The sequence below is a fragment of the Mesorhizobium sp. UC74_2 genome, from assembly GCF_042701485.1.
GTDB lineage: Bacteria > Pseudomonadota > Alphaproteobacteria > Rhizobiales > Rhizobiaceae > Mesorhizobium.
Window position 1 is genome coordinate 6175277 of sequence record NZ_CP170562.1, and the last position, 20377, is coordinate 6195653.

At 61.2% G+C, this 20377-nt stretch carries 14 protein-coding genes and 1 pseudogene; 11 read left to right on the plus strand and 4 right to left on the minus strand.

Annotated elements, in window-relative coordinates; genetic code table 11:
- Positions 1-9: 9 nt before the first annotated feature.
- On the minus strand, positions 10-1035 hold the full coding sequence (locus ACFJIU_RS30140) for a glycoside hydrolase family 5 protein (protein WP_379066248.1): 1026 nt from the start codon (positions 1033-1035) through the stop codon (positions 10-12).
- A 41-nt stretch (positions 1036-1076) separates the two neighbouring features.
- A complete protein-coding gene (locus ACFJIU_RS30145) occupies positions 1077-2273 on the minus strand; it encodes a glycosyltransferase family 4 protein (RefSeq protein ID WP_379066250.1) in 1197 nt (398 codons plus the stop codon).
- A gap of 747 nt (positions 2274-3020) precedes the next feature.
- Here ACFJIU_RS30145 and ACFJIU_RS30150 point away from each other — a divergent pair.
- The 7 genes and pseudogenes from ACFJIU_RS30150 to phoB all read left to right on the plus strand — a co-directional run bounded on the left by ACFJIU_RS30150 (position 3021) and on the right by phoB (position 13208).
- A pseudogene (locus ACFJIU_RS30150) lies at positions 3021-6735 on the plus strand (response regulator).
- A gap of 275 nt (positions 6736-7010) precedes the next feature.
- Positions 7011-8048: a substrate-binding domain-containing protein gene (locus ACFJIU_RS30155; protein ID WP_379066252.1), complete on the plus strand. Its 1038-nt coding sequence runs from the start codon at positions 7011-7013 to the stop codon at positions 8046-8048.
- Between the two features lie 96 nt (positions 8049-8144).
- Positions 8145-9602 (plus strand): phosphate ABC transporter permease subunit PstC, encoded by a 1458-nt coding sequence (gene pstC, locus ACFJIU_RS30160; RefSeq protein WP_379066254.1) that lies wholly within the window; start codon positions 8145-8147, stop codon positions 9600-9602.
- Positions 9599-10915, plus strand: coding sequence for a phosphate ABC transporter permease PstA (gene pstA, locus ACFJIU_RS30165; protein ID WP_379066256.1), 1317 nt, complete (start codon positions 9599-9601; stop codon positions 10913-10915). The genes pstC and pstA overlap by 4 nt, the downstream gene beginning before the upstream one ends.
- Before the next feature lie 14 nt (positions 10916-10929).
- On the plus strand, positions 10930-11754 hold the full coding sequence (pstB, locus tag ACFJIU_RS30170; protein WP_379066258.1) for a phosphate ABC transporter ATP-binding protein PstB: 825 nt from the start codon (positions 10930-10932) through the stop codon (positions 11752-11754).
- Positions 11755-11791: 37 nt separating this feature from the next.
- Entirely contained in the window at positions 11792-12499 is a 708-nt protein-coding gene (gene phoU, locus ACFJIU_RS30175) for a phosphate signaling complex protein PhoU (RefSeq protein ID WP_379066260.1), read from the plus strand.
- Between the two features lie 19 nt (positions 12500-12518).
- Positions 12519-13208, plus strand: coding sequence for a phosphate regulon transcriptional regulator PhoB (phoB, locus tag ACFJIU_RS30180; protein WP_054313665.1), 690 nt, complete (start codon positions 12519-12521; stop codon positions 13206-13208).
- 45 nt (positions 13209-13253) lie between these two features.
- Here the strand turns inward: phoB and ACFJIU_RS30185 are convergent, their stop codons facing one another.
- On the minus strand, positions 13254-14495 hold the full coding sequence (locus ACFJIU_RS30185; RefSeq protein WP_379066262.1) for an ROK family protein: 1242 nt from the start codon (positions 14493-14495) through the stop codon (positions 13254-13256).
- A 340-nt stretch (positions 14496-14835) separates the two neighbouring features.
- On the opposite strand from ACFJIU_RS30185, the gene xylF reads away from it, so the two are divergent.
- The 4 genes from xylF to ACFJIU_RS30205 all read left to right on the plus strand — a co-directional run bounded on the left by xylF (position 14836) and on the right by ACFJIU_RS30205 (position 19996).
- Positions 14836-15876 carry a D-xylose ABC transporter substrate-binding protein gene (xylF, locus tag ACFJIU_RS30190; protein ID WP_379066264.1) on the plus strand — a complete coding sequence of 347 codons (1041 nt, stop codon included), beginning with the start codon at positions 14836-14838 and terminating at the stop codon, positions 15874-15876.
- 138 nt (positions 15877-16014) lie between these two features.
- Complete coding sequence (locus tag ACFJIU_RS30195) at positions 16015-17331, plus strand: sugar ABC transporter permease (protein ID WP_379066266.1); 1317 nt, start codon at positions 16015-16017, stop codon at positions 17329-17331.
- Between the two features lie 101 nt (positions 17332-17432).
- On the plus strand, positions 17433-18221 hold the full coding sequence (locus tag ACFJIU_RS30200; protein ID WP_379066268.1) for an ATP-binding cassette domain-containing protein: 789 nt from the start codon (positions 17433-17435) through the stop codon (positions 18219-18221).
- A 149-nt stretch (positions 18222-18370) separates the two neighbouring features.
- Entirely contained in the window at positions 18371-19996 is a 1626-nt protein-coding gene (locus ACFJIU_RS30205; RefSeq protein ID WP_379066270.1) for a CHASE domain-containing protein, read from the plus strand.
- Between the two features lie 78 nt (positions 19997-20074).
- Here the strand turns inward: ACFJIU_RS30205 and ACFJIU_RS30210 are convergent, their stop codons facing one another.
- Complete coding sequence (locus tag ACFJIU_RS30210; RefSeq protein WP_101935546.1) at positions 20075-20323, minus strand: YMGG-like glycine zipper-containing protein; 249 nt, start codon at positions 20321-20323, stop codon at positions 20075-20077.
- Positions 20324-20377: the final 54 nt, after the last annotated feature.

Consider the following 20377-nt stretch of genomic DNA (forward strand, 5'->3'; position numbering starts at 1 on the left):
GATTGCCTATCAGCCTTTCTTTTCAAGCGCGGGGCAAGAACCCCTCGCAGCCGGGATCGCTCCTGCCGCCTCCAGAGCTCTGAGTTGTGGACGATCGCCTGCCTTGGTCGGCTGGATGTTCAGGTCCTCGCTTTCCGGCCACCAGTCGCCACCTGCCCAATAGGTCCAGCCGGTCCATGTTTCCGGATTCTTGCCAACGAAATCGGCCATGGCAGTGATGCCATCCATGCAGACCTTGTTGGGAGCGCCGCCAAACTCTCCAAGGAAACCGCGCTTGCCGTTCTTCCGCAGCCACCCCGTGACGTCCCTGAGGGCGGTCAATGCATCAGCTGCCCGCGAGCATGTTTCGTTCGTGCCGGAGAAGTCGCTGTCGAGATACTGGTGGACTTCGTAAGCGTAGTTGTTTGCGCTATCCTCCACACCGAGCATCACCACGCCATTGGCCTGCTCCGGATCATCATTCAACCAGCTGTGCGCGCCGGTCCAGTTGGTCCCCGGTACCAGGATCAGGTTGCCGGCACGGGCCTGGCGTATGGCGGAAATGGCGGCATTGGCTGCCGAAAGCCATTGTGTGGCAGCGACATCATATGGCTCGTTCATCAGGCCGAACTGCACCGCCGGATCGTTGCGGTACTCGCTGGCGAGGCGCTTCCACAAATCCGCGAAGGCGGCATTGGGCACTGCTTCCGAGCCGATCAGCTGGCCGCGATAGCGGGCGTAATTGTGCACGTCGAGTATGACGGTCAGGCCGGCACCCTTGAGCCTGGCGATCGCATCGGTGAGACGCGCGTGTTCGGCCTTGTCAAAGGCCTTGCCGAGGTGCGGCTGCAGATGTTCCCATCGGAAGGGCAGGCGCACTGCATTGAAGCCTTTCCCTGCGAAATAGCCGATCGTGGCGTCGCTGGGATAGATGTAATCCTTGCCGTAGACGCCTTCAGAATTCCCGAATTCGGCGCCAGCCAGGTTGACGCCTCTGAGGCAGCCGGCCGAGGCCGCATTTGATGCCAGGATCATGGATGCAACCAGGGTGGCCATGGTTCTCCAGGAGCGGGGACAGGATCGAGCCATGCGATGTCCTAGCCTGCTTCCGATGCGACCGCCATGGCCGCAGCTGGTGCGCTTGCGCCCAGGACCTCGCGGTAGACTGCGAGATAGCGTTCGGAAACGTGTTCCCAGGAGTAACCGTCAGCTGCTTGCATCGCAGCGGTGCGATAGCCTGCCGTGTCCGCCGCAAGCGTGTCAAACGCCGTTTCCATCGTTGTGGCGGTGGTTTCACTGTCCGCGAAGTCGCTTATGGAGATTTCGGCATGTTGCGAGGCCAGATCGCTATAGGCGGTGTTGGTGTTGAGCACCGGCATCAATCCGGCACTGAGGGCCTCCACCGCAACAAGGCCGAAGCCCTCATAGTCCGAGGCCGAGGCAAATAGCGAGCAGTTGCCGAGTATGCTGCGGATTGTCTCGTTGGAGGGGCCGATATGCATGGTGGCATGGCGGCCAAGGTCGCGCGCGGTGATCATGTTTTCAACATCCGCCCCGCTCTGGTCGCCCGGCACGCCGACAATGTCGAGATGCCAATCCCCGGATCTTGCGACCAGCGCCCGAATGGCATCGAGCAGATTGTCGAGACGCTTGTTGATCGAGAACCGGCCAAGCGTGACCACACGGCGCACTGCCCGAGGCGAACCTGCATCGGCGAATTTTCGCGTGTCGACGCCGTTGTCGATCTGAATGACGCGGCTGCCGGCAATTGCCTGGAAAGTTCGCGTATCCTGGGCGCTGCAGCCGACAAGGCGGCGATAGGCACGCGCGGACAGCCGCGTCGCCGTGTTGAACCATACGGTCTTCAAGCCGGCGTATTTTTCGGTGTGGAAAAAGCCGCCATGCGTCGTGGCAATCATCGGTTTGCCGTGAAGGAAGCGTGTCCAGGCCAGTGCATCGAAGAAGAAATCGATGGCGTGCACGTGAACGATATCGGCGTCGCCGATATGCCGGAAAACCTGCGGCGCCAACGGATAGCGCGTGCTGCCGGAGAACGGAATCCGCACCACCTCGACCCCGTTGATGGTTTGCCTGGGCGGCAAGGTCTCGTGAAGTACGGTAAACCGCCGGTCGAGCGTCACGACGCGAACCCGATACCCTTGTTGCAGCAACTGGCTCGCCAGGTTGGCGACGACTTCCTCAAGCCCGCCTCTATTGGGCAGATATTGTCGCACCACCTGCACAGCAAGCGGAGCGCCGCGGTCGAAGGTGAGCTTGTCGGCTGTCAAAGACATGAAATTCTCGAGCTGCGGCGGCAGACCTTGGCATACCCGATATCACAAGGGGTGGTGAGAGGCTAAGACCTGGTTAATTGAAGCGGGGTCGACAGCCCTGCGGGCGCAAATTCATTGCGGGAGACGGTGAGCCGCCGGCATGCATCCGCCTATTTGCAGGTCACGTGCACTCGCCCATCAGCCTGTTTTGCCTCGCCGCAAGCAATTGGCTCAGACGTCTGAGAAGCAGGGGACGGGGTATTCAGTCGTGGGGCGGATGCCGTCCGGGCAGGCCGTCGCTTGCGCTGGACTACCGGTCTTTGCGGCGCAACCGGTTCTGCCGTCGGGCCAACCGGGAAGACCTCGGTGCCGCTTTCGACAGGTGGTGTCTGCACGGAGGGGGCGTCGTGCAGCCAGGCACGCCGCATGTCCATGGAGGGGGGAATAACGACGGTTCCATCATCGGTACGCGCACAGCCACCTGCCGCCATGGGCAGGCAGAAAATCATTCCCAGGACGTAGGGCCGTATCCGCATCATTCCGAAGACATCCATTACTCATATGTCGCATCCCCCGCAACTGCCTATCGGACAGAACAGGCTGGCACGTGCGCCGGTTCCGATTTGTTAAGGTTAATCGCCCATTAAACCTTCTCGGGCAGATTTGGCCGCCGGCTTGGGGAAGGCGGCGAGGCTTTTGGGCGAGGGGGTGGCTATGATGGACGACGCGATCGGAGCAGGCTTGTCTCCGGCGGCAAACGGACATGGCGTGGCCCACCTGACGACCGCCGATGACGCCTTTTCCCGCGAGACAGTTCACGAGTTGATCGAGGCCGACTCCGCCTGGTTGTGGGAGACCGATGCGGACCTGCGGTTCTCCTGGCTTTCCGCGAGTTATCGCGCGGCGACAGGCAACGAGCCGGGCACCGTCATCGGGCATTTCCGCTTTGATTTTCTGGATCAGGTGCAAAAAGGCAGCGAGAATGCAGCCGCTCACCTGGAGAATCTGCAGGCGCGCCGCCCGTTCAAGGATTTTCTCTATCAACCCAAGGACAGTGGTCCCGGGTTCCGCTGGATCTCGACATCAGGATTTCCAAAATTCGATGCCGATGGCCGTTTCACCGGCTATCGCGGTATTGCCCGCAACGTCACCGCCATGGTCGAGGCAGTGGAGGATGTCAAAGGGCTGTCGAACCGGGGCGCCCAGCCGCGCGAGGAGCACATTGACCACATGATGGCAGCGCTCAACGCGATGAGCGATGCGATATGCTATTACGACGCCGAAGACCGGCTTGTGCTCTACAATCATGCCCTGCCGGCAATGTATCGCGGCATTGCCGACATCATCCACAAGGGCACCACCTTTCGCGATATCGTAGACGTCGGGCTGGAGCGCGGTTTCTGGGATACAGAAGGTCGGAGCAGCGACGAATGGCGCGCTGCAGTGCTGGACAAGCGGCGCAACGCGCAATCGTCGTCCTCGATCCTGCGCTTTGCCGACGGTCGCATCATCATGCATCGCGAAATGCATGGGGCCGAAGGCGGCACCATCTCTATCTGCACCGATATCACCGAATTCGAGGCGAATCGCTCCGAGGCGGCAGCGGCTGGCGAACGTGGCCGCGAGTTGGAGTCGGATCTGCAACGCACCATCGATTCCATGACCATGGGTGTGATCATTCTCGATGCCACGATGAATGCGGAGATCATCAATCGCGCATTCTATGACATCTGGAAGGTTACGCCCGAGCAGGTTGCCGTTGGTTGCCCGTTCCGCGCGCTGATGGACGTCAATCGCTACAACGGGGTTTACGATATCGCCGACGAGCATTGGGAGGACTATGTCGCTTCTCGTGTCGCGGAAATCAAAATCGGCGACGTCGCCCCACGCGAATTCCGCCGGGCTGACGGCCGCACCATGATTTATTCGGTGACGAAGCTGTCCGGCGGCAAGCGGCTGATCTCCTATGTCGACGTTTCAGAGGGGAAGAAGCGTGAAGCCGAAGCGGAAGAAGCGCGTCGCTACCTGGCAAATGTGCTGGAGTCGCTTCCGGCCAGCGTGTTGATCTACGATCGCGACGATCGTTTCGTCTTCGCCAACAGGAAGCTTCTGGATTCGATCCCGGCACTGCGACCTGCCTGGCAGGAGGGCAAGACGTTCCGCGACTCGTTGGAACTCGGCCATGCCAATGGCTGCTTCCGTCTCAGTGGTGACCCCGCCATTGACCAGCTCTACGATGTCGATCCCGATGCCTGGCTGAACGCCATGCTGCTTCGTTGCCGGCAGCGCTATTCGAGCTTCGAACGACAGAATCCCGACGGGCGCTGGTATCAGGCCTTCGACATGCGTGCGGAGGACGGCACGTTCATCGGTGTGCGCGTCGATATCTCCGACCTGAAGGATCGTGAGCGGGCATTGCAGGAATCGATGAGCGAGAACGAGGTGTTCCGCTCGCTGATCGACAATGTTCCGGTGTCGATCTACGCCAAGCGTTCGGACCTCAAGCTGTTCTATGTGAACGAAGGCTGGTGCGAGCTTACGGGCGTGGCTCGCGAGGACGCGATCGGCAGGACGGATGTCGAAATCTTCGGCGAGGAAGGCCAGGCCTTCGTCGAAGGAGATCTGGCGGTTCTGCGCACAGGCAAGACCTACGAGGTCGAGGAAGAAGTCACCGCGGCCGATGGCTCGACGCGGCATCAGTTCGCGCGCAAGGGCGCGATGATTGCTTCGGACGGGTCGCTTTATCTGATCGGCTCGACCACCGACATCACAGACCTGAAGGAACGTGAGGTCGAGTTGAAGGAAGCTCGTCAGCGCGCTGTACTCGCCGACCGCGCCAAGTCCGAATTTCTCGCCAATATGAGCCATGAGATCCGTACGCCGATGAATGGCGTGCTCGGCATGGCTGAGTTGCTCGCCAAGTCCGATCTCGACGCCAAGCAGAAGACTTTCACCGATATCATCGTGAAGTCGGGCAATGCGCTGCTCACCATCATCAACGACATCCTCGATTTCTCGAAAATCGATGCTGGCCAGCTCGTGCTCGATCCGGCGCCATTCAATCTGGCGGAAGCCATCGAGGATGTGGCCACGTTGGTCTCGACGAGAGCCAAGGAAAAAGATCTCGAGCTCATCGTACGTGTCCAACCTGGGCTGGACGGGCTGTTTGTCGGTGATGTCGGGCGCATCCGCCAGATCGTGACCAATCTGCTTGGCAACGCGGTGAAGTTCACCGACAATGGCCATGTCCTGGTCGATGTCACCGGTCAAAAGATGCCATCCGGCACGAAACTGACGATCTCCGTCACCGACACGGGGATAGGCATTCCCCAGGAAAAGCTCAGCCAGGTCTTTGAGAAATTCAGCCAGGTCGACACGTCTTCGACGCGGCGACACGAGGGAACTGGTCTTGGATTGGCGATCACGTCCCGGCTCGTGGAGCTGATGGACGGCGAAATCGGGGTTGAAAGCGCCGAAGGCAAGGGTTCGACCTTCTGGTTCACGGTGACATTGGCCAGCGCAGAGCAAGCCGAGAAACAGCGCGTGTTGCCGATCGACGTCACTGGCGCGCGCGTGCTCGTTGTCGACGACAATGCGGTGAACCGCTCGATCCTTAGCGAGCAGATGGCATCGTGGTCGTTCGATTCGTGCGCGGCGGCGAGCGGACCCGAGGGGCTGAAGGTTCTGGCTGCCGCGGCAGCGTATGGCGTGCCAGTCGATTGCGTGGTGCTCGATTACCAGATGCCTGAAATGACCGGCGCGGAAGTCGCGCGTGCGATCCGCAACACCGAGGGCCTTTCCAGTACACCCATCATCATGCTGACGTCGGTCGACCAGACACTGTCCAACGCCAGCTATCGCGATCTTGGCATCGCCGCGCATCTCATCAAGCCGGCTCGCTCTTCGATATTGCTGGAGGCATTGGTTTCGACCATCCAGAAGCACAGGGGCGGGTTGGCTACCCGCCCGCCGACGAGCGATGTTCTGAAAACACCGGCCTCGGTCCCGGATCGCGGCAATGTCGAAAACCTGGGCGCCGGTCGTGCCGGTTCCATCTCAGCCACCGGCCGCGGACGGCAATGGAGCGCTCGATATTCTCGTTGCCGAGGACAATGAGGTGAACCAGCTCGTCTTCACCCAGATACTGGCCGATACCGGCTACAGTTTTGAAATCGTCGGCAATGGCAAGCTGGCGCTGGAGACGTCAGGCCGACTGAAGCCACGGATGATCCTGATGGATGTCTCAATGCCACAGATGAACGGCCTGGAGGCGACCGGCGAAATCCGCAAACGCGAAGCATTGGATGGAACACACATACCCATCGTCGGCGTGACCGCCCACGCGCTGAAGGGAGACCGGGAGCGTTGCCTCGAAGCCGGTATGGATGACTACCTGCCCAAACCGATCAGCCCGAAAGCCTTACTTGAGAAGCTCGATCGCTGGCTCGGCGGTAAAGACACAGCCTATCGCAGCGCCGGATAGAAAGCCGGCGTCGAGATCAGGTAGAGTTTTCGTAAATCTGGCAGAAAAGTTGTTTGCCGGCTCCGATTAAGGTCTGGCCCTGGCAACCTGCTGATTCACAGCCAGAATCCAAGCTTTCACCAAAGTGGACTCGGCGGCGCTTTGCCGACCTGCCGAAAGCGCGTTACCGGGGTGACACGAAACTGTCATGTGACTGTAATAAACGAGCGCTATGGCCTCAGCCGGCGCCGCAGGAAAGGCGTCTAGAGACCACCTTCCTAACAGGAGCAGGCCCAATGAAAAAAGCCCTTCTTACCGCGTCGGCTGCTGCCTTCGCGCTCGCTGCATCGGCTGGCTACGCCGCCGCGCGCGACCAGATTCAGGTTGCCGGTTCGTCGACCGTGCTTCCCTACGCCAAGATTGTTGCCGAGCAGTTCGGCGAGACGTTCTCGAAGTTCAAGACCCCGGTGGTCGAGTCCGGCGGTTCGGGCGCCGGCATCAAGGAATTCTGCAAGGGCGTCGGTGAAAACACCATCGACATCGCCAACTCCTCGCGTCCGATCAAGAAAGACGAAGTGAAGTCCTGCCAGGATGCCGGCGTGAAGGACATCCAGGAAGTGAAGATCGGCTATGACGGCATCGTCTTCGCCACCGACATCAAGGGTCCGGATTGGGCGCTCGTTCCGGAAGACGTCTACAAGGCGCTCGCCGCCAAGATCGTGGTCGACGGCAAGCTGGTCGACAACCCGAACACCAAGTGGAGCCAGGTCAATCCGAAGCTCCCGGATTGGGACATTGCCGCTTACATCCCGGGCGAAAAGCACGGCACCCGTGAAGTCTTCGAAGAGAAGCTGCTGATCGCCGGCTGCAAGAAGCTCGGCGGCGTGGAAGCCGGTAAGGCCGGTGGCCTCGACGACAAGGCCGCGGAAGCTGCCTGCAAGGCGGTTCGCAAGGACGGCAAGGCTGTCGACATCGACGGCGACTACACCGAGACGCTCGCCCGTATCGACAGCAACAAGACCGGCGTCGGCGTGTTCGGCCTGGCTTTCTATGAAAACAACGCCGACAAGCTGAAGGTTGCCACTGTTTCGGGCATCACCCCGTCGACCGAGACCATCGCCAAGGGTGAGTATCCGGTATCGCGTCCGCTGTTCTTCTATGTGAAGAAGGCGCATCTCGGCGTCGTTCCGGGCCTGAAGGAATATGTCGACTTCTTCCTCGCCGACCAGATGGTCGGTCCGGAAGGCCCGCTCGCCGAATACGGCCTGGTTGCTGCTCCTGAGGCAGAACGCAAGGCTCAGCGCGAAGCTTTCGACGCCGGCAAGTCGCTGTAATCCTCCCAGGTGTCCGGGGTGCAGGTCCGACCTGTGCCCCGGTCGCCGCTGCCGGTCGTTGACCGGTAGCCCTTGTGACCTTTCAGAGGCCGCTCCATGTCATCCATGCTTGTGCTGGCAATCGTTCTCGTCATCGGCATCGTCGCCTTCGTCGTCGCAAGACAGCGGGCTCTTTCGCAGGATGACGGCAAGGTCAAACCGCATTCCAGACCTCACTACCATGGCTGGTGGGCGTTGCTGCTGGGTGTTCTTCCGGCGGTGCTTTTCCTTGCTGTCTGGAGCATCGGCTCCTCCGTCTATCTCAACAGCCGCCTGCATGCGCAGATGCCGGCTGAAACTGGCGTGGCCAGCGAGCCGCTGGCGGTCAGCCTGACCAAGAGCCTTGCAAATGGCCTGCGCAAGCTCGATGCCCAGCAGGTGGCGGCTCTGCCCGCGACCTTCGCCGAATTGCAGCCGCTTCTCAACGCCAAAGGCGTCGCGCTCGCCACCGATACGCAGGATTACATGATCCCGATCGCGGCGGAGGCCAACCGGACCACCGACTGGCTTGGTCTGATCGGCGCCATTATCACGATCGGACTGACGCTGGCTGGCGCCTTCTACGGAATTTCGCAGGTGCAGCTCCGCGCCCGCGCCCGCAACAATGTCGAAAGGCTGATGCTGTGGGGACTGCTTGGTGCCTCGACCATAGCCATCCTGACGACGATCGGCATCGTGTTGTCGATGCTGTTCCAGACACTGAACTTCTTCAACCGCGTGCCGCCCATGCATTTCTTCTTCGGCACGGTTTGGGATCCGCGTTTTGCCGCGGCCGGTGCCGGGGCGTCCGAAGGCCAGTTCGGTCTGATCCCGCTGCTGGCCGGTACGCTGTATATCGCCTTTGTCGCCCTGCTTGTCGCGGTGCCGGTTGGCCTGATGTCGGCGGTCTACATGTCCGAATATGCCGCGCCGAAGGTGCGAGCCGCGGTCAAGCCCGCACTCGAACTGCTCGCGGGTATTCCAACCATCGTCTACGGCATCTTCGCTCTCGTCACACTTGGACCCTTCCTGCGCGATCTCAGCGCGGCTCTTGCCGGCGGCACGTCGTTCATTCAGGCGCAGTCGATCCTGACCGCCGGCCTGGTGATGGGCGTGATGCTGATCCCGGTGGTGTCTTCGCTGTCGGACGACATCATCACCGCGGTGCCCCGGGCGATGCGTGACGGTTCGCTTGGCCTTGGCGCCACGCGCTCCGAGACGATCAAGCGTGTGATCCTGCCGGCAGCCTTGCCCGGCATCGTCGGCGCCATCCTGCTCACCGCCTCACGCGCCATCGGCGAAACAATGATCGTGGTGCTGGCCGCGGGCGTGGCCGCCAACCTCACCCTCAACCCGTTCGAGGCGATGACAACCATCACCGTCAAGATCGTCAACCAGCTGACGGGCGACCTTGAATTCAACTCGCCGCAGACGCTGGTCGCGTTTGCACTCGGCATCACGCTGTTTGCGCTGACGCTGGTGATGAACATCGTTGCCCTTTATATCGTGCGCAAATACCGGGAGCAGTACGAATGACCGACGTCACCCTGGATACGGTCGCCACCGCAACCCCTCCCGCGCGTCGCGACATCGGCCTCAAGCGCCGCTATGCCGCCGAACGCCGTTTCCGCCTCTATGGCGTGCTGGCCATCTGCATTGGCCTCGCCTTCCTGGTTGTCATGCTCCTGTCGATCCTGACCAAGGGCTATACGTCCTTCTGGCAGACGACGGTGTCGCTGCCGGTCACCTTCGATGAGAAGGTGATCGATCCGGACAACAAGCGGGCAACGGACCCGGAAGTCCTGTTGACCGCCAACTATCCGGCACTGGCACAGAAGGCGCTTGCCGAAAAACTCGGCATCGACGCGAAAAACAAGCCGATGATGACGAAGCTGAAGGGCTTCCTCTCCGAAGGTTCTCGCGTGCAACTGCGGGACGTGGTCGTTTCCGATCCGAAGGTGATCGGCACCACACGCACCGTCAATATCCTGGCGGGCGCCAACCTCGATTCCGCCTTCAAGGGCCAGATCGATCTCACTGTGCCCGAAGATCGCCGCAAGGTGTCGGACCAGCAGGTCGAATGGATGAACAAGCTCAAGGCCGAAGGCGCGATGGCCGAGCATTTCAACACCGGCCTGTTCACATTCGGGGCTTCGAGCCGCCCCGAGACGTCGGGCCTCGGTGTTGCCATCATCGGTTCATTCTACATGATGGTAATCGTGCTTCTGCTTGCATTGCCGATCGGCGTCGCCGCCTCGATCTATCTCGAGGAGTTCGCCAAGAAGAGCCGGTTCACCGACCTGATCGAGGTGAACATCAACAATCTGGCAGCCGTGCCCTCGATCGTGTTCGGTCTGCTCGGCCTCGCCGTATTCGTCAACTTCCTCGGCATGCCGCGCTCGGCCGCTTTCGTCGGCGGCCTGGTGCTGACGCTGATGACGCTGCCGACGATCATCATCGCAACGCGTGCCGCACTCGCGGCCGTGCCGCCTTCGATCCGCTCGGCCGCGCTCGGTCTCGGCGCTTCGAAGATGCAGATGGTGTTCCAGCACATCCTGCCCTTGGCTGCCCCCGGCATCCTGACCGGCACGATCATCGGCCTGGCGCGCGCACTCGGTGAAACGGCGCCGCTGCTGCTGATTGGCATGGTGGCATTTGTCGCAAACTATCCCGCAACCCCATTTGATCCCGCGACGGCGCTGCCGGTGCAGATCTATATGTGGGCCAACGAAGCTGAACGCGCGTTCGTGGAACGCATGTCCGGCGCAATCATCATCCTTCTGGTCTTCCTGATGGCCATGAACATCACAGCGATCGTGCTCAGGCGCCGCTTCGAACGGCGCTGGTAGAAAGGGAGCCTGATATGAATATCATGACGGAAAAGACCCTCGAACAGGCAGTGAGCAGCCAGATGAGCGCCCAGACGAACGAAATCATCAAGATGCGCGGCGACAAGGTGACCGTGCACTACGGTGAGAAACAGGCACTCTTCGACGTTAATCTCGACATCCGCCAGAATCAGGTGACGGCGCTGATCGGCCCTTCGGGCTGCGGCAAGTCGACCTTCCTGCGCTGCCTCAACCGCATGAACGACACGATCGATGCGGCCAAGGTCGGTGGCAAGATCACCCTCGATAGCGAAGACATCTACGATCCGAAGATCGACGTCGTGGAACTGCGTGCCCGCGTCGGCATGGTGTTCCAGAAACCCAATCCGTTCCCCAAATCGATCTACGAGAACGTCGCCTACGGACCGCGCATCCATGGCCTTGCCAAGAACAAGGCGGAGATGGACCGTATCGTCGAATCCAGCCTGCAGAAGGCTGCAATCTGGAATGAAGTGAAGGATCGCCTCAACGAGCCCGGCACCGGCCTTTCCGGCGGCCAGCAGCAGCGTTTGTGCATCGCGCGCGCCATCGCGGTGTCGCCTGAAGTCATCCTGATGGACGAACCGTGCTCGGCGCTTGATCCGATTGCGACCGCCAAGGTCGAGGAACTGATCGACGAACTGCGCCAGAACTATACGATCGTCATCGTCACCCATTCGATGCAGCAGGCCGCCCGCGTCTCGCAGCGCACGGCGATGTTCCATCTCGGCTACCTGGTCGAGGAAGGTGCTACCGACAAGATGTTCACCAACCCCGACGACAAGCGCACGCAGGACTACATCACCGGCCGTTTCGGCTGAGTGAGCGATTGCTGCCGAGGAAAAAGAGGACATAAATATGGGCGAACATACCGTCGCATCGTTCGACGAAGAGCTCGGACAAATCAGCAGGCTCATCAGCGACATGGGTGAATTGGCGAGCTCGATGGTCGAAAGCTCCACCAAGGCGCTGCTGAAGTCAGATAATGGACTTGCCCAACGGGTCGTGTCGGACGATGCGATCATGGATGCGCGCCAGCGCGAGCTGGACACCAAGGCAATCACGCTGATTGCCAAGCGCCAGCCGATGGCGCAGGACCTGCGCGCCGTGGTCGGCGCCATCCGCATGGCCGGAGATCTGGAACGCATCGGTGACCTGGCCAAGAACATCGCCAAGCGTGTCGGCGCGGTCGGGCAGGGCGCCACGCCGCGCGACCTTTCGCATTCGATCGACGCCATGGCCCATCTGGTGCTCGACCAGGTCGACGGTGTCGTCGAGAAATATGCGGCGAGGGACGCAGAGGGGCTCGCCCAACTGAGGGCTGACGACGAGCGGATCGATGTGAAATACACCTCCGTCTTCCGCGAGCTTCTCACCTACATGATGGAAGATCCACGCAACATCACGGCCTGCACGCACCTGTTGTTCTGCGCCAAGAATCTCGAGCGCATCGGTGACCATGTCACCAACATCGCCGAGAACGCCTTCTACGTGCTGACGGGCGAGCAGTTGCCGCCCAACCGGCCAAAGCTCGACGAGACGGCTGCTGCCGTTCCGGCGGCCTGACCACGGGACGGACGGCAAGATGATCGCGCCGCGTGTCATGGTGGTGGAAGACGAGGAGCCGTTGGGCGTCCTCCTCCGCTACAATCTGGAATCCGAGGGCTACCAGGTCGAGGTCGTAGCCAGGGGCGACGAAGCCGAAATCCGGCTTCAGGAAAATGTGCCGGATCTCCTGGTGCTCGACTGGATGGTGCCGGCAGTATCCGGCATCGAATTGTGCCGGCGGCTTCGGATGCGACCGGAGACCGAGCGCCTGCCGGTGATCATGCTGACGGCACGCGGCGAGGAAAGCGACCGTGTGCGCGGTCTGTCCACCGGTGCCGATGATTATCTAGTCAAGCCATTCTCGATGCCTGAGTTCATGGCACGCGTGAAGGCGCTGTTGCGCCGCGCGAAACCCGAGGTGCTGTCTTCCGTGCTCAAGGTCGGCGACATCGTACTCGACCGCGAGTCGCACCGGGTCTACCGCAAGAAGAGCGAGATCCGGCTCGGGCCGACGGAGTTCCGGCTGCTGGAATTCATGATGCGGCATCCCGGGCGGGTCTTCTCGCGCAGCCAGCTGCTCGACAATGTCTGGGGCGAGACGATCTATATCGATGAGCGTACAGTCGATGTGCATGTCGGGCGCCTGCGCAAGGCGGTCAACAATGGCCGCATGCCGGACGTCATCCGCACGATACGCGGCTCGGGCTACGCCATCCGCGAGGATTGATCAGGGACAACGCCGGTTCATCGGTATTGCGCCCTGATCGCCGGCTCAGACCTCCAGAAGCTGAGGGGTGGGAGCCATCGGACCGCCAAGCGCGAAGATCTCCTGATCGATGAAGGTCAGCGCGCGCATGGCGCAGCCTTCGCGGATCAGCATCTGCTCCTTGGGTTCCGTATCAAAGACAATTGAATTCGAATGTTGTCCGCCGGCGGTCTGGGCAATTGCCCGCCGCAATGCCGGCTCGATCAGATCGAAGGCCGTTGCACCGATGCCGACAAAGGTTACCGGGGCAGGGTCGATGACGGCGAAAAGTGAACCGAGGCTGTAGCCGAGGGCTGTGCCTGCGCGTTCATAGGCCTCGCGTTCGGGGCCGATGCCTGCGCGTGCTTTTTCAGCCAGCCTCTGCATTTCGTCGTCGGGAATGTCAGCGGCCGGTTCGGTGTTTTCATCGAGCCCGTGGGCACTGCGCCAGATCGCATAGTTGCCGGCATAAGCCTCGACGCAGCCATGGCGGCCACAGCGGCATCGCGCGCCATTCGGCCGGTGGATCATGTGTCCGAATTCGCCGCCGGACGACTGGGTGCCGATGAACAATTCGCCATTGAGCACGATGCCCATGCCGATGCCGTGCGAAAGCAGAACGGCAATGAAGTCGTCACGGTAGCGGTCCGTGCCGCGCCAACGCAGCGCGACCGCCATCATGTTGCAGTCGTTCTCGACGATGACGGGAATGCCAAAAGCGTTTTCCAGGATATCGGCAAAGGGGATATCGCCATGCGGGGTGATTGGCGTCCACAGCATGGTGCGCGCATGCGAATCTGCCGTGCCCTGAACGGCGAAAGCTATGCGCAGGACCCGATGTCTTGCCAGGCTCCGGTCGTGGAGCTGTCGCCGGACCATCTCGACACATTCATCGACCAGCGCTTCCCGGGGCAGAGACAGTGTGTCCAGACGGCGTGTTTCTTCGGTCAGGACCTTGCCCGAATAGTCGATGGCTGCGGCCGTCAAAAGGTTGAGCGACAGAACGACCGTCAGTACAGCCGCTGCGCCGGGGTCGAGCTGCAGCCCCACTTGCGGACGCCCCCGCTTCGATGCCGTCGGTTCACTGCGGCCCTCGCGCAGAATGCCCTCCGCGATGAGATCAGACGAAATCGCTGAAATGGTCGAATGGCTGAGGCCGGTGATGGCGGTGATTTCCGTGCGGGACGGCTCACCGGAGCGACGCACGGCAGCAATCACCATCGCGCGGTTCCTGCGGCGCAAATCGTCGTGACGGATCCCGACAGTCATGTCCTTGCCGTTCCTCCCCCCGCCGGCCCCGTGGACACCGAAGCCGTTGCGCTTGGGCCGCCAATGGCGTTCCAGATGCGCTGTTCGTGCATAGGTCGATGCATGAGCGAATGCAAAACCCGTTTCGCTCCTGCCGTCGCGACAGCGCGCTCCTCCACAGATAGTGGCAGAACATGCCCTCGTCGTCACTATTATTTCGTGATCCGAAAAAAATATCGCGAAGGACTCGAATCCCGTTGACAGAAGGCTGTACCTGCGCGATTATTTTTTCGAAGCTCGAAAAAAAGCTTCTCCAACGGCCAACGCACACAAGCGCGCCCTTGGGCGCGGGGAGGAAAAAATGAGGAAATTTACGGCCGCCATTCTGGCGGGTGCCGCCATGACGCTTGCGCTTTCCGCTGTCGCCGAAGCGAAGGACAAGGTGATCGGCGTGTCCTGGTCCAACTTCCAGGAAGAGCGCTGGAAGACCGACGAAGCCGCCATGAAGAAGGCGATCGAAGCGGCGGGCGACAAATATATTTCCGCTGACGCGCAGTCGAATCCCGGCAAACAGCTCACCGACGTCGAAAGCCTGATCTCGCAGGGCGCGAACGCCCTTGTCATCCTGGCGCAGGATACCTCCGCCATCGGCCCGGCTGTACAGAAGGCCGTCGACGAAGGCATTCCGGTCATCGCTTACGACCGTCTGATCGAAAACAAGGACGTCTTCTATCTGACCTTCGACAACAAGGAAGTCGGGCGGTTGCAGGCGAAAGGCGTCTTCGACGTCAAGCCGGAAGGCAACTATGTCTTCATCAAGGGCTCCAGCACCGACCCGAATGCCGATTTCCTGTTCTCAGGTTCGATGGAAGTGCTGAAGGCAGCAATCGACGCAGGCAAGATCAAGAATGTCGGCGAGGCCTACACGGACGGCTGGCTGCCGGCCAATGCCCAGAAGAACATGGAGCAATTCCTGACCGCCAATGACAACAAGGTCGATGCCGTCGTGGCCGCCAATGACGGCACCGCCGGCGGAGCGATTGCCGCCTTGGCGGCACAGGGCCTGGCGGGTTCCGTTCCGGTCTCGGGCCAGGACGGCGACCATGCCGCGCTGAACCGCATCGCGCTGGGCACGCAGACCGTTTCGGTGTTCAAGGACGCCCGTGATCTCGGCAAGAATGCCGCGGAAATCGCGGCGCAACTCGCCGACGGCAAGAAGACGAGCGACATCGCCAACGTCACCGACTTCACCACTCCGGGCGGCAACAGCGTCAAGTCGGTGTTCCTGACCCCGGTCGCGATCACCAAGGACAATCTCAACGTCGTCATCGACGCCGGCTGGGTTTCCAAGGATGTCGTCTGCCAGGGCGTGAAGGCCGGTTCCGTCAAGGCTTGCAACTAAGCGCGCCCGCGACAACAAACGAGACCACGGCCTGAGAGCCGTGGTCTTTTTGCAATGGCTCCCACCCCCGGAGCTCAAGAGTCCCTGTAAAGTGGCACGCCATGCCGCCAAGGCGGTGTGTGGTCTGGGAGGAATATCATGACTGATACGGCCTCGAATGCGCCGGTCGATCGCGCCCGCGCAGCGGAACTGTCCGCGGTCGGGCGCTTTCTCAAGGCGACCGAACTGGACACCCGCATGCTTGGGATGGTCGCTGCCCTGCTGATCATCTGGGTGGGATTGCATCTGCTTTCCGGCGGCCTCTTCCTGACGCCGCGCAATCTCTGGAACCTGTCGGTGCAGACCTCGTCCGTCGCCATCATGGCGACCGGCATGGTGCTGGTCATCGTCATGCGAAACATCGATCTGTCGGTCGGTTCGGTCGAGGGGGTGATCGGCATGGTCATGGGCGTGGCCCAGGCCGAATTCCTGATCCGGGTGATGGGCATGCAGCTCGGCAATCCGTGGCTTTGGATCATAGCGCTGGCAACTGGCATCGTGGTCGGCCTCGCAATCGGTGCACTGCAAGGCTTCATCATCGCCTATCTGGAGGTGCCGGCTTTCATCGTCACGCTCGGTGGCCTGTTGATCTGGCGCGGGGTCGCCTGGTGGATCACCAGCGGCCGCACGGTGGCGCCGATGGATGCAACTTTCCAGCTCATGGGTGGTGGTCCGGCCGGATCGATCGGATCGACCTGGAGCTGGGTGCTCGGCCTTGTGGCGTGCGCCGGGGTGGTCGCCATGCTGTTCAACGGCCGCGTGCAGCGCAAGCGCTTCAAGTTTCCCTTGCGCCCGGTCTGGGCGGAAGCTTTCCTCGGGGTCATTTCCTGCGCGGTCATCCTCGGGGCGGTGAAGATCGCCAATTCCTATCCGTGGCCGGTCGGTGTCGTGAACAAATATGCTGCCGCCAACAACATCACGGTCCCCGAGGGCGGTCTCTTCATCGCCCACGGCATCGCCATCCCCGTGCTGATGGCGGTCGCGGTCGGGCTCGTCATGACCTTCGTCACCAACCGCACGCGTTTCGGCCGCTACGTCTTCGCCATCGGCGGCAATCCGGAAGCAGCCAATCTCGCCGGCATCAACACGCGCTGGGTGACCATGAAGGTGTTCATGATCATGGGCGTGCTGGCTGCAATCGCCGCCGCCATCTCATCGGCTCGTCTCAATGCATCGACCAATTCGCTTGGCACGCTGGACGAACTGCTGGTGATTGCGGCTGCCGTCATCGGCGGCACCTCGCTTGCCGGCGGTTCCGGCACGATCATTGGCGCGATGCTGGGCGCCTTGCTGATGCAATCGCTGCAGTCGGGCATGGTTCTGCTCGGCCTCGATACGCCGTTGCAGAACATCGTCGTGGGACTGGTGCTGGTCGTCGCCGTCTGGCTCGACACCATGTACCGCAAGCGCGTCTAGAGCAATTGCGCAGCGGTTTTGCGTCCGCAATTGCGTAAAACAAAGAGCCAGAGTGTTTCCGCGTTTCCGGAAATCGGAAACGCTCCAGAAAGGGCAGGACCATGGAACAGACCCAAACTCCGCTCGTCGAAATGAAGGACATCTCCATTGCATTCGGCGGCATTCGTGCCGTGGATGGTGCCAGTTGCGATCTCTATCCCGGTGAGGTCGTTGCGCTGCTCGGCCACAACGGCGCCGGCAAGTCGACCTTCATCAAGATTCTCTCGGGCGCCTACAAGCGCGATTCCGGTCAGATATTCATCAATGGCGAAGAGGCGGCGATCGCCAATCCGCGCGATGCCAAGAAGTATGGCATCGAGACGATCTACCAGACGCTCGCCCTGGCCGATAATGTCGACGCCGCCGCCAATCTTTTCCTCGGCCGGGAAGTGATGACCAGATACGGCACGCTCGACGACGCGGCCATGGAAGCGGAGGCGCGCAAGGTGATGGGGCGCCTCAATCCGCGTTTCCAGCGTTTCAAGGAGCCCGTCGTCAAACTGTCCGGCGGCCAGCGCCAGTCGGTGGCGATTGCCCGCGCCATCCTGTTCAACGCCCGGATCCTGATCATGGATGAGCCGACAGCCGCGCTTGGCCCGCAGGAAACGGCGCAGGTCGGTGAACTGGTCAAGCAGCTCAAGGCGGACGGTCTCGGTATCTTCCTGATCAGCCACGATATCCACGACGTGTTTGACCTGGCGGACCGCGTCTGTGTGATGAAGAACGGTCAGGTTGTCGGTACGGCCCGAACCCAGGACGTCACAAAGGATGAAGTGCTGGGCATGATCATTCTCGGCAAATGCCCGCCAGGCGCGATACCGGGGCCGGGTGCACTCAAGGAAGCTGCCTAGAACGTTTTCGGTGGATTGTTCCGGCATCATTTGTCAGCAATGCCGGAACAGGGGCTTGTCGCTACCAGGCTAACAAAGCATACCGCTTTCGGTTTGTTTTTCCGTAGTCTAAAAGGACCACGGGGGCTCTTTCGGGCTGGCGGCTGATTTTGAAGAAGTTTTTCCCGACGATTGCTTTTGTTGCCGTCGCCTTGGCCAGCCTTGTCCTGGCCGGCTTCGCCTATTTTGCGTCGCGCGATGCAGCCCGAATCAAGTTCGAGGCCGCCGCCGACGACGCTGTCAGTCGCATGGAAAGCAGGCTCGACCTGCATATGTCGCTGCTGCGGGCAACAGAAGCGTTCTTCAGCGCCCGGTCGGGTGATGTCTCGCGTGCCGAATTCGAAAATTTCTACAAGACGCTCGATGTCGACGGGAATCTCGCTGGCCTGCTTGGCCTGGGCTACCTCAAACTGGTCAAGCCGGGTGAAGAAGCTGCCGCCGAGCAGGAGATAAAAGAAAACTACGGCCTCAGCCGGACGATTGCACCGGCGGCGGGTGTTCCCTGGCATGCGCCGGTGATGTTGCTCGAGCCGGCGGAAGAAGAAAGCAAGCGCTATCTCGGTTTCGACGTCGCTGCCGATCCTGCTTCGCGAACGGCCATGGAGCAGACCATGGCCGACAACAAGCTGCACACAAGCGGCCGGCGTATGCTCGATCCTCTTTCCAGCTGGAAAGATCAGGCGCCGGCTATGGTCACGGGGTTCGTGATCTTCGCCAGGCTTGGCTCACCGGAGGCGGCGCGGAGTGCGGACCCTGTGGCCGCCACGAAGGGGTTCCTGTACGCGATTTTCCGCGCGCGCGACCTGTTTGACGTCATCCTCGGCAAGACTCCACGGCTCCCCGTCAACATCGAGGCCTATGATCAGTCGATCGGACCGGACAATCTGCTGTTCCGGTCGGAAGAGCCACCGGTGCATGGTTTTGGCCTGAAAACCGTGCGCATGATCGAGGTTGCAGGCCGGCCATGGGCTATCGTCTTGCGGCCGACGGCCGAGTTCACCGAGCCGTCATCCCCTTTCGTTCCCGTGGTGCTCGGTCTGTTCGGTCTGCTGCTCGCTGGCACGATCGCCATGATCGCGCGCTATCAGGAGCGAGCGTTCGATGCGGCCTCGCAACTTCACGAGGCCACGGAAAAGAGTCTCTTGGAGAAGGATCTTATGCTGCAGGAGATGCGGCACAGGATCAAGAATTCCATTGCCCGCGTCCTGGCGATTTCGCGCCAGACAGCGGCACACTCCGCCGATCTCAAGGATTTCTCCAATTCGTTTTCGGCAAGACTGCAGTCGATGGCCGCTTCGCAGGACATGCTGACGCGCTCGCGTCGCCAGCAGGCTGATCTGGGTGATCTCCTGCGCGTCGAACTCAGTCAGGTCTTCGGCAAGGACCTGCCAGAAGACCTGCTGTCGGGTCCGCAAGTCATGCTGGACGAGACCATGACGCAGGCTCTCGGGCTCACCTTTCACGAGCTCGCCACCAATGCCTTGAAATATGGCGAGGCCGGCAATTCGGTCGGCGCGCTGAAAGTTGCCTGGAGCATCGAAGGCAAGGGGCGCGAACGGACTTTGGCATTCAACTGGATCGAAACCGGCAAGACCAAGCTGGAGGCGCCCTCCAAGACCGGTTTTGGCACCCGCCTGATCGATATGAACATCACGCGTGAATTGCGTGGCACGATCGAGCGGGAGTTCCGCGATGACGGTTTGCGGGTGAAGATCCGGCTTCCCTACTCAAGCTAGAACGGTTGCAGGGCGGGACGATAGCCAAACAAAAAAAGAGGCCGGCAAGCCGGCCTCTTTCGTTTGATACCGCGCTGATCAGTTGCAGCGGCGGGTATAGATACGGCCGGTGTCCGGATCGCGATACTGGCAGTAGCCATTGCGCAGGTTGCGGACCAGCAGGCCCGAACCGGCACCGATCGCTGCGCCGATCGCTGCACCCTTCCAGCCGCCGACAGCGCCGCCGATCAGCGCGCCGGCACCGGTGCCCACGGAAACGTCCTGTTCGGTGGTTGTGCAAGCGCTGAGGGCAAGCACACCCGCCAGAGCCAAAATAGTCTTACGCATCAATTCACTCCTCTCGCTCGAAGTCCCTCGCATTGCAGCGCGGCGTCCACTTCC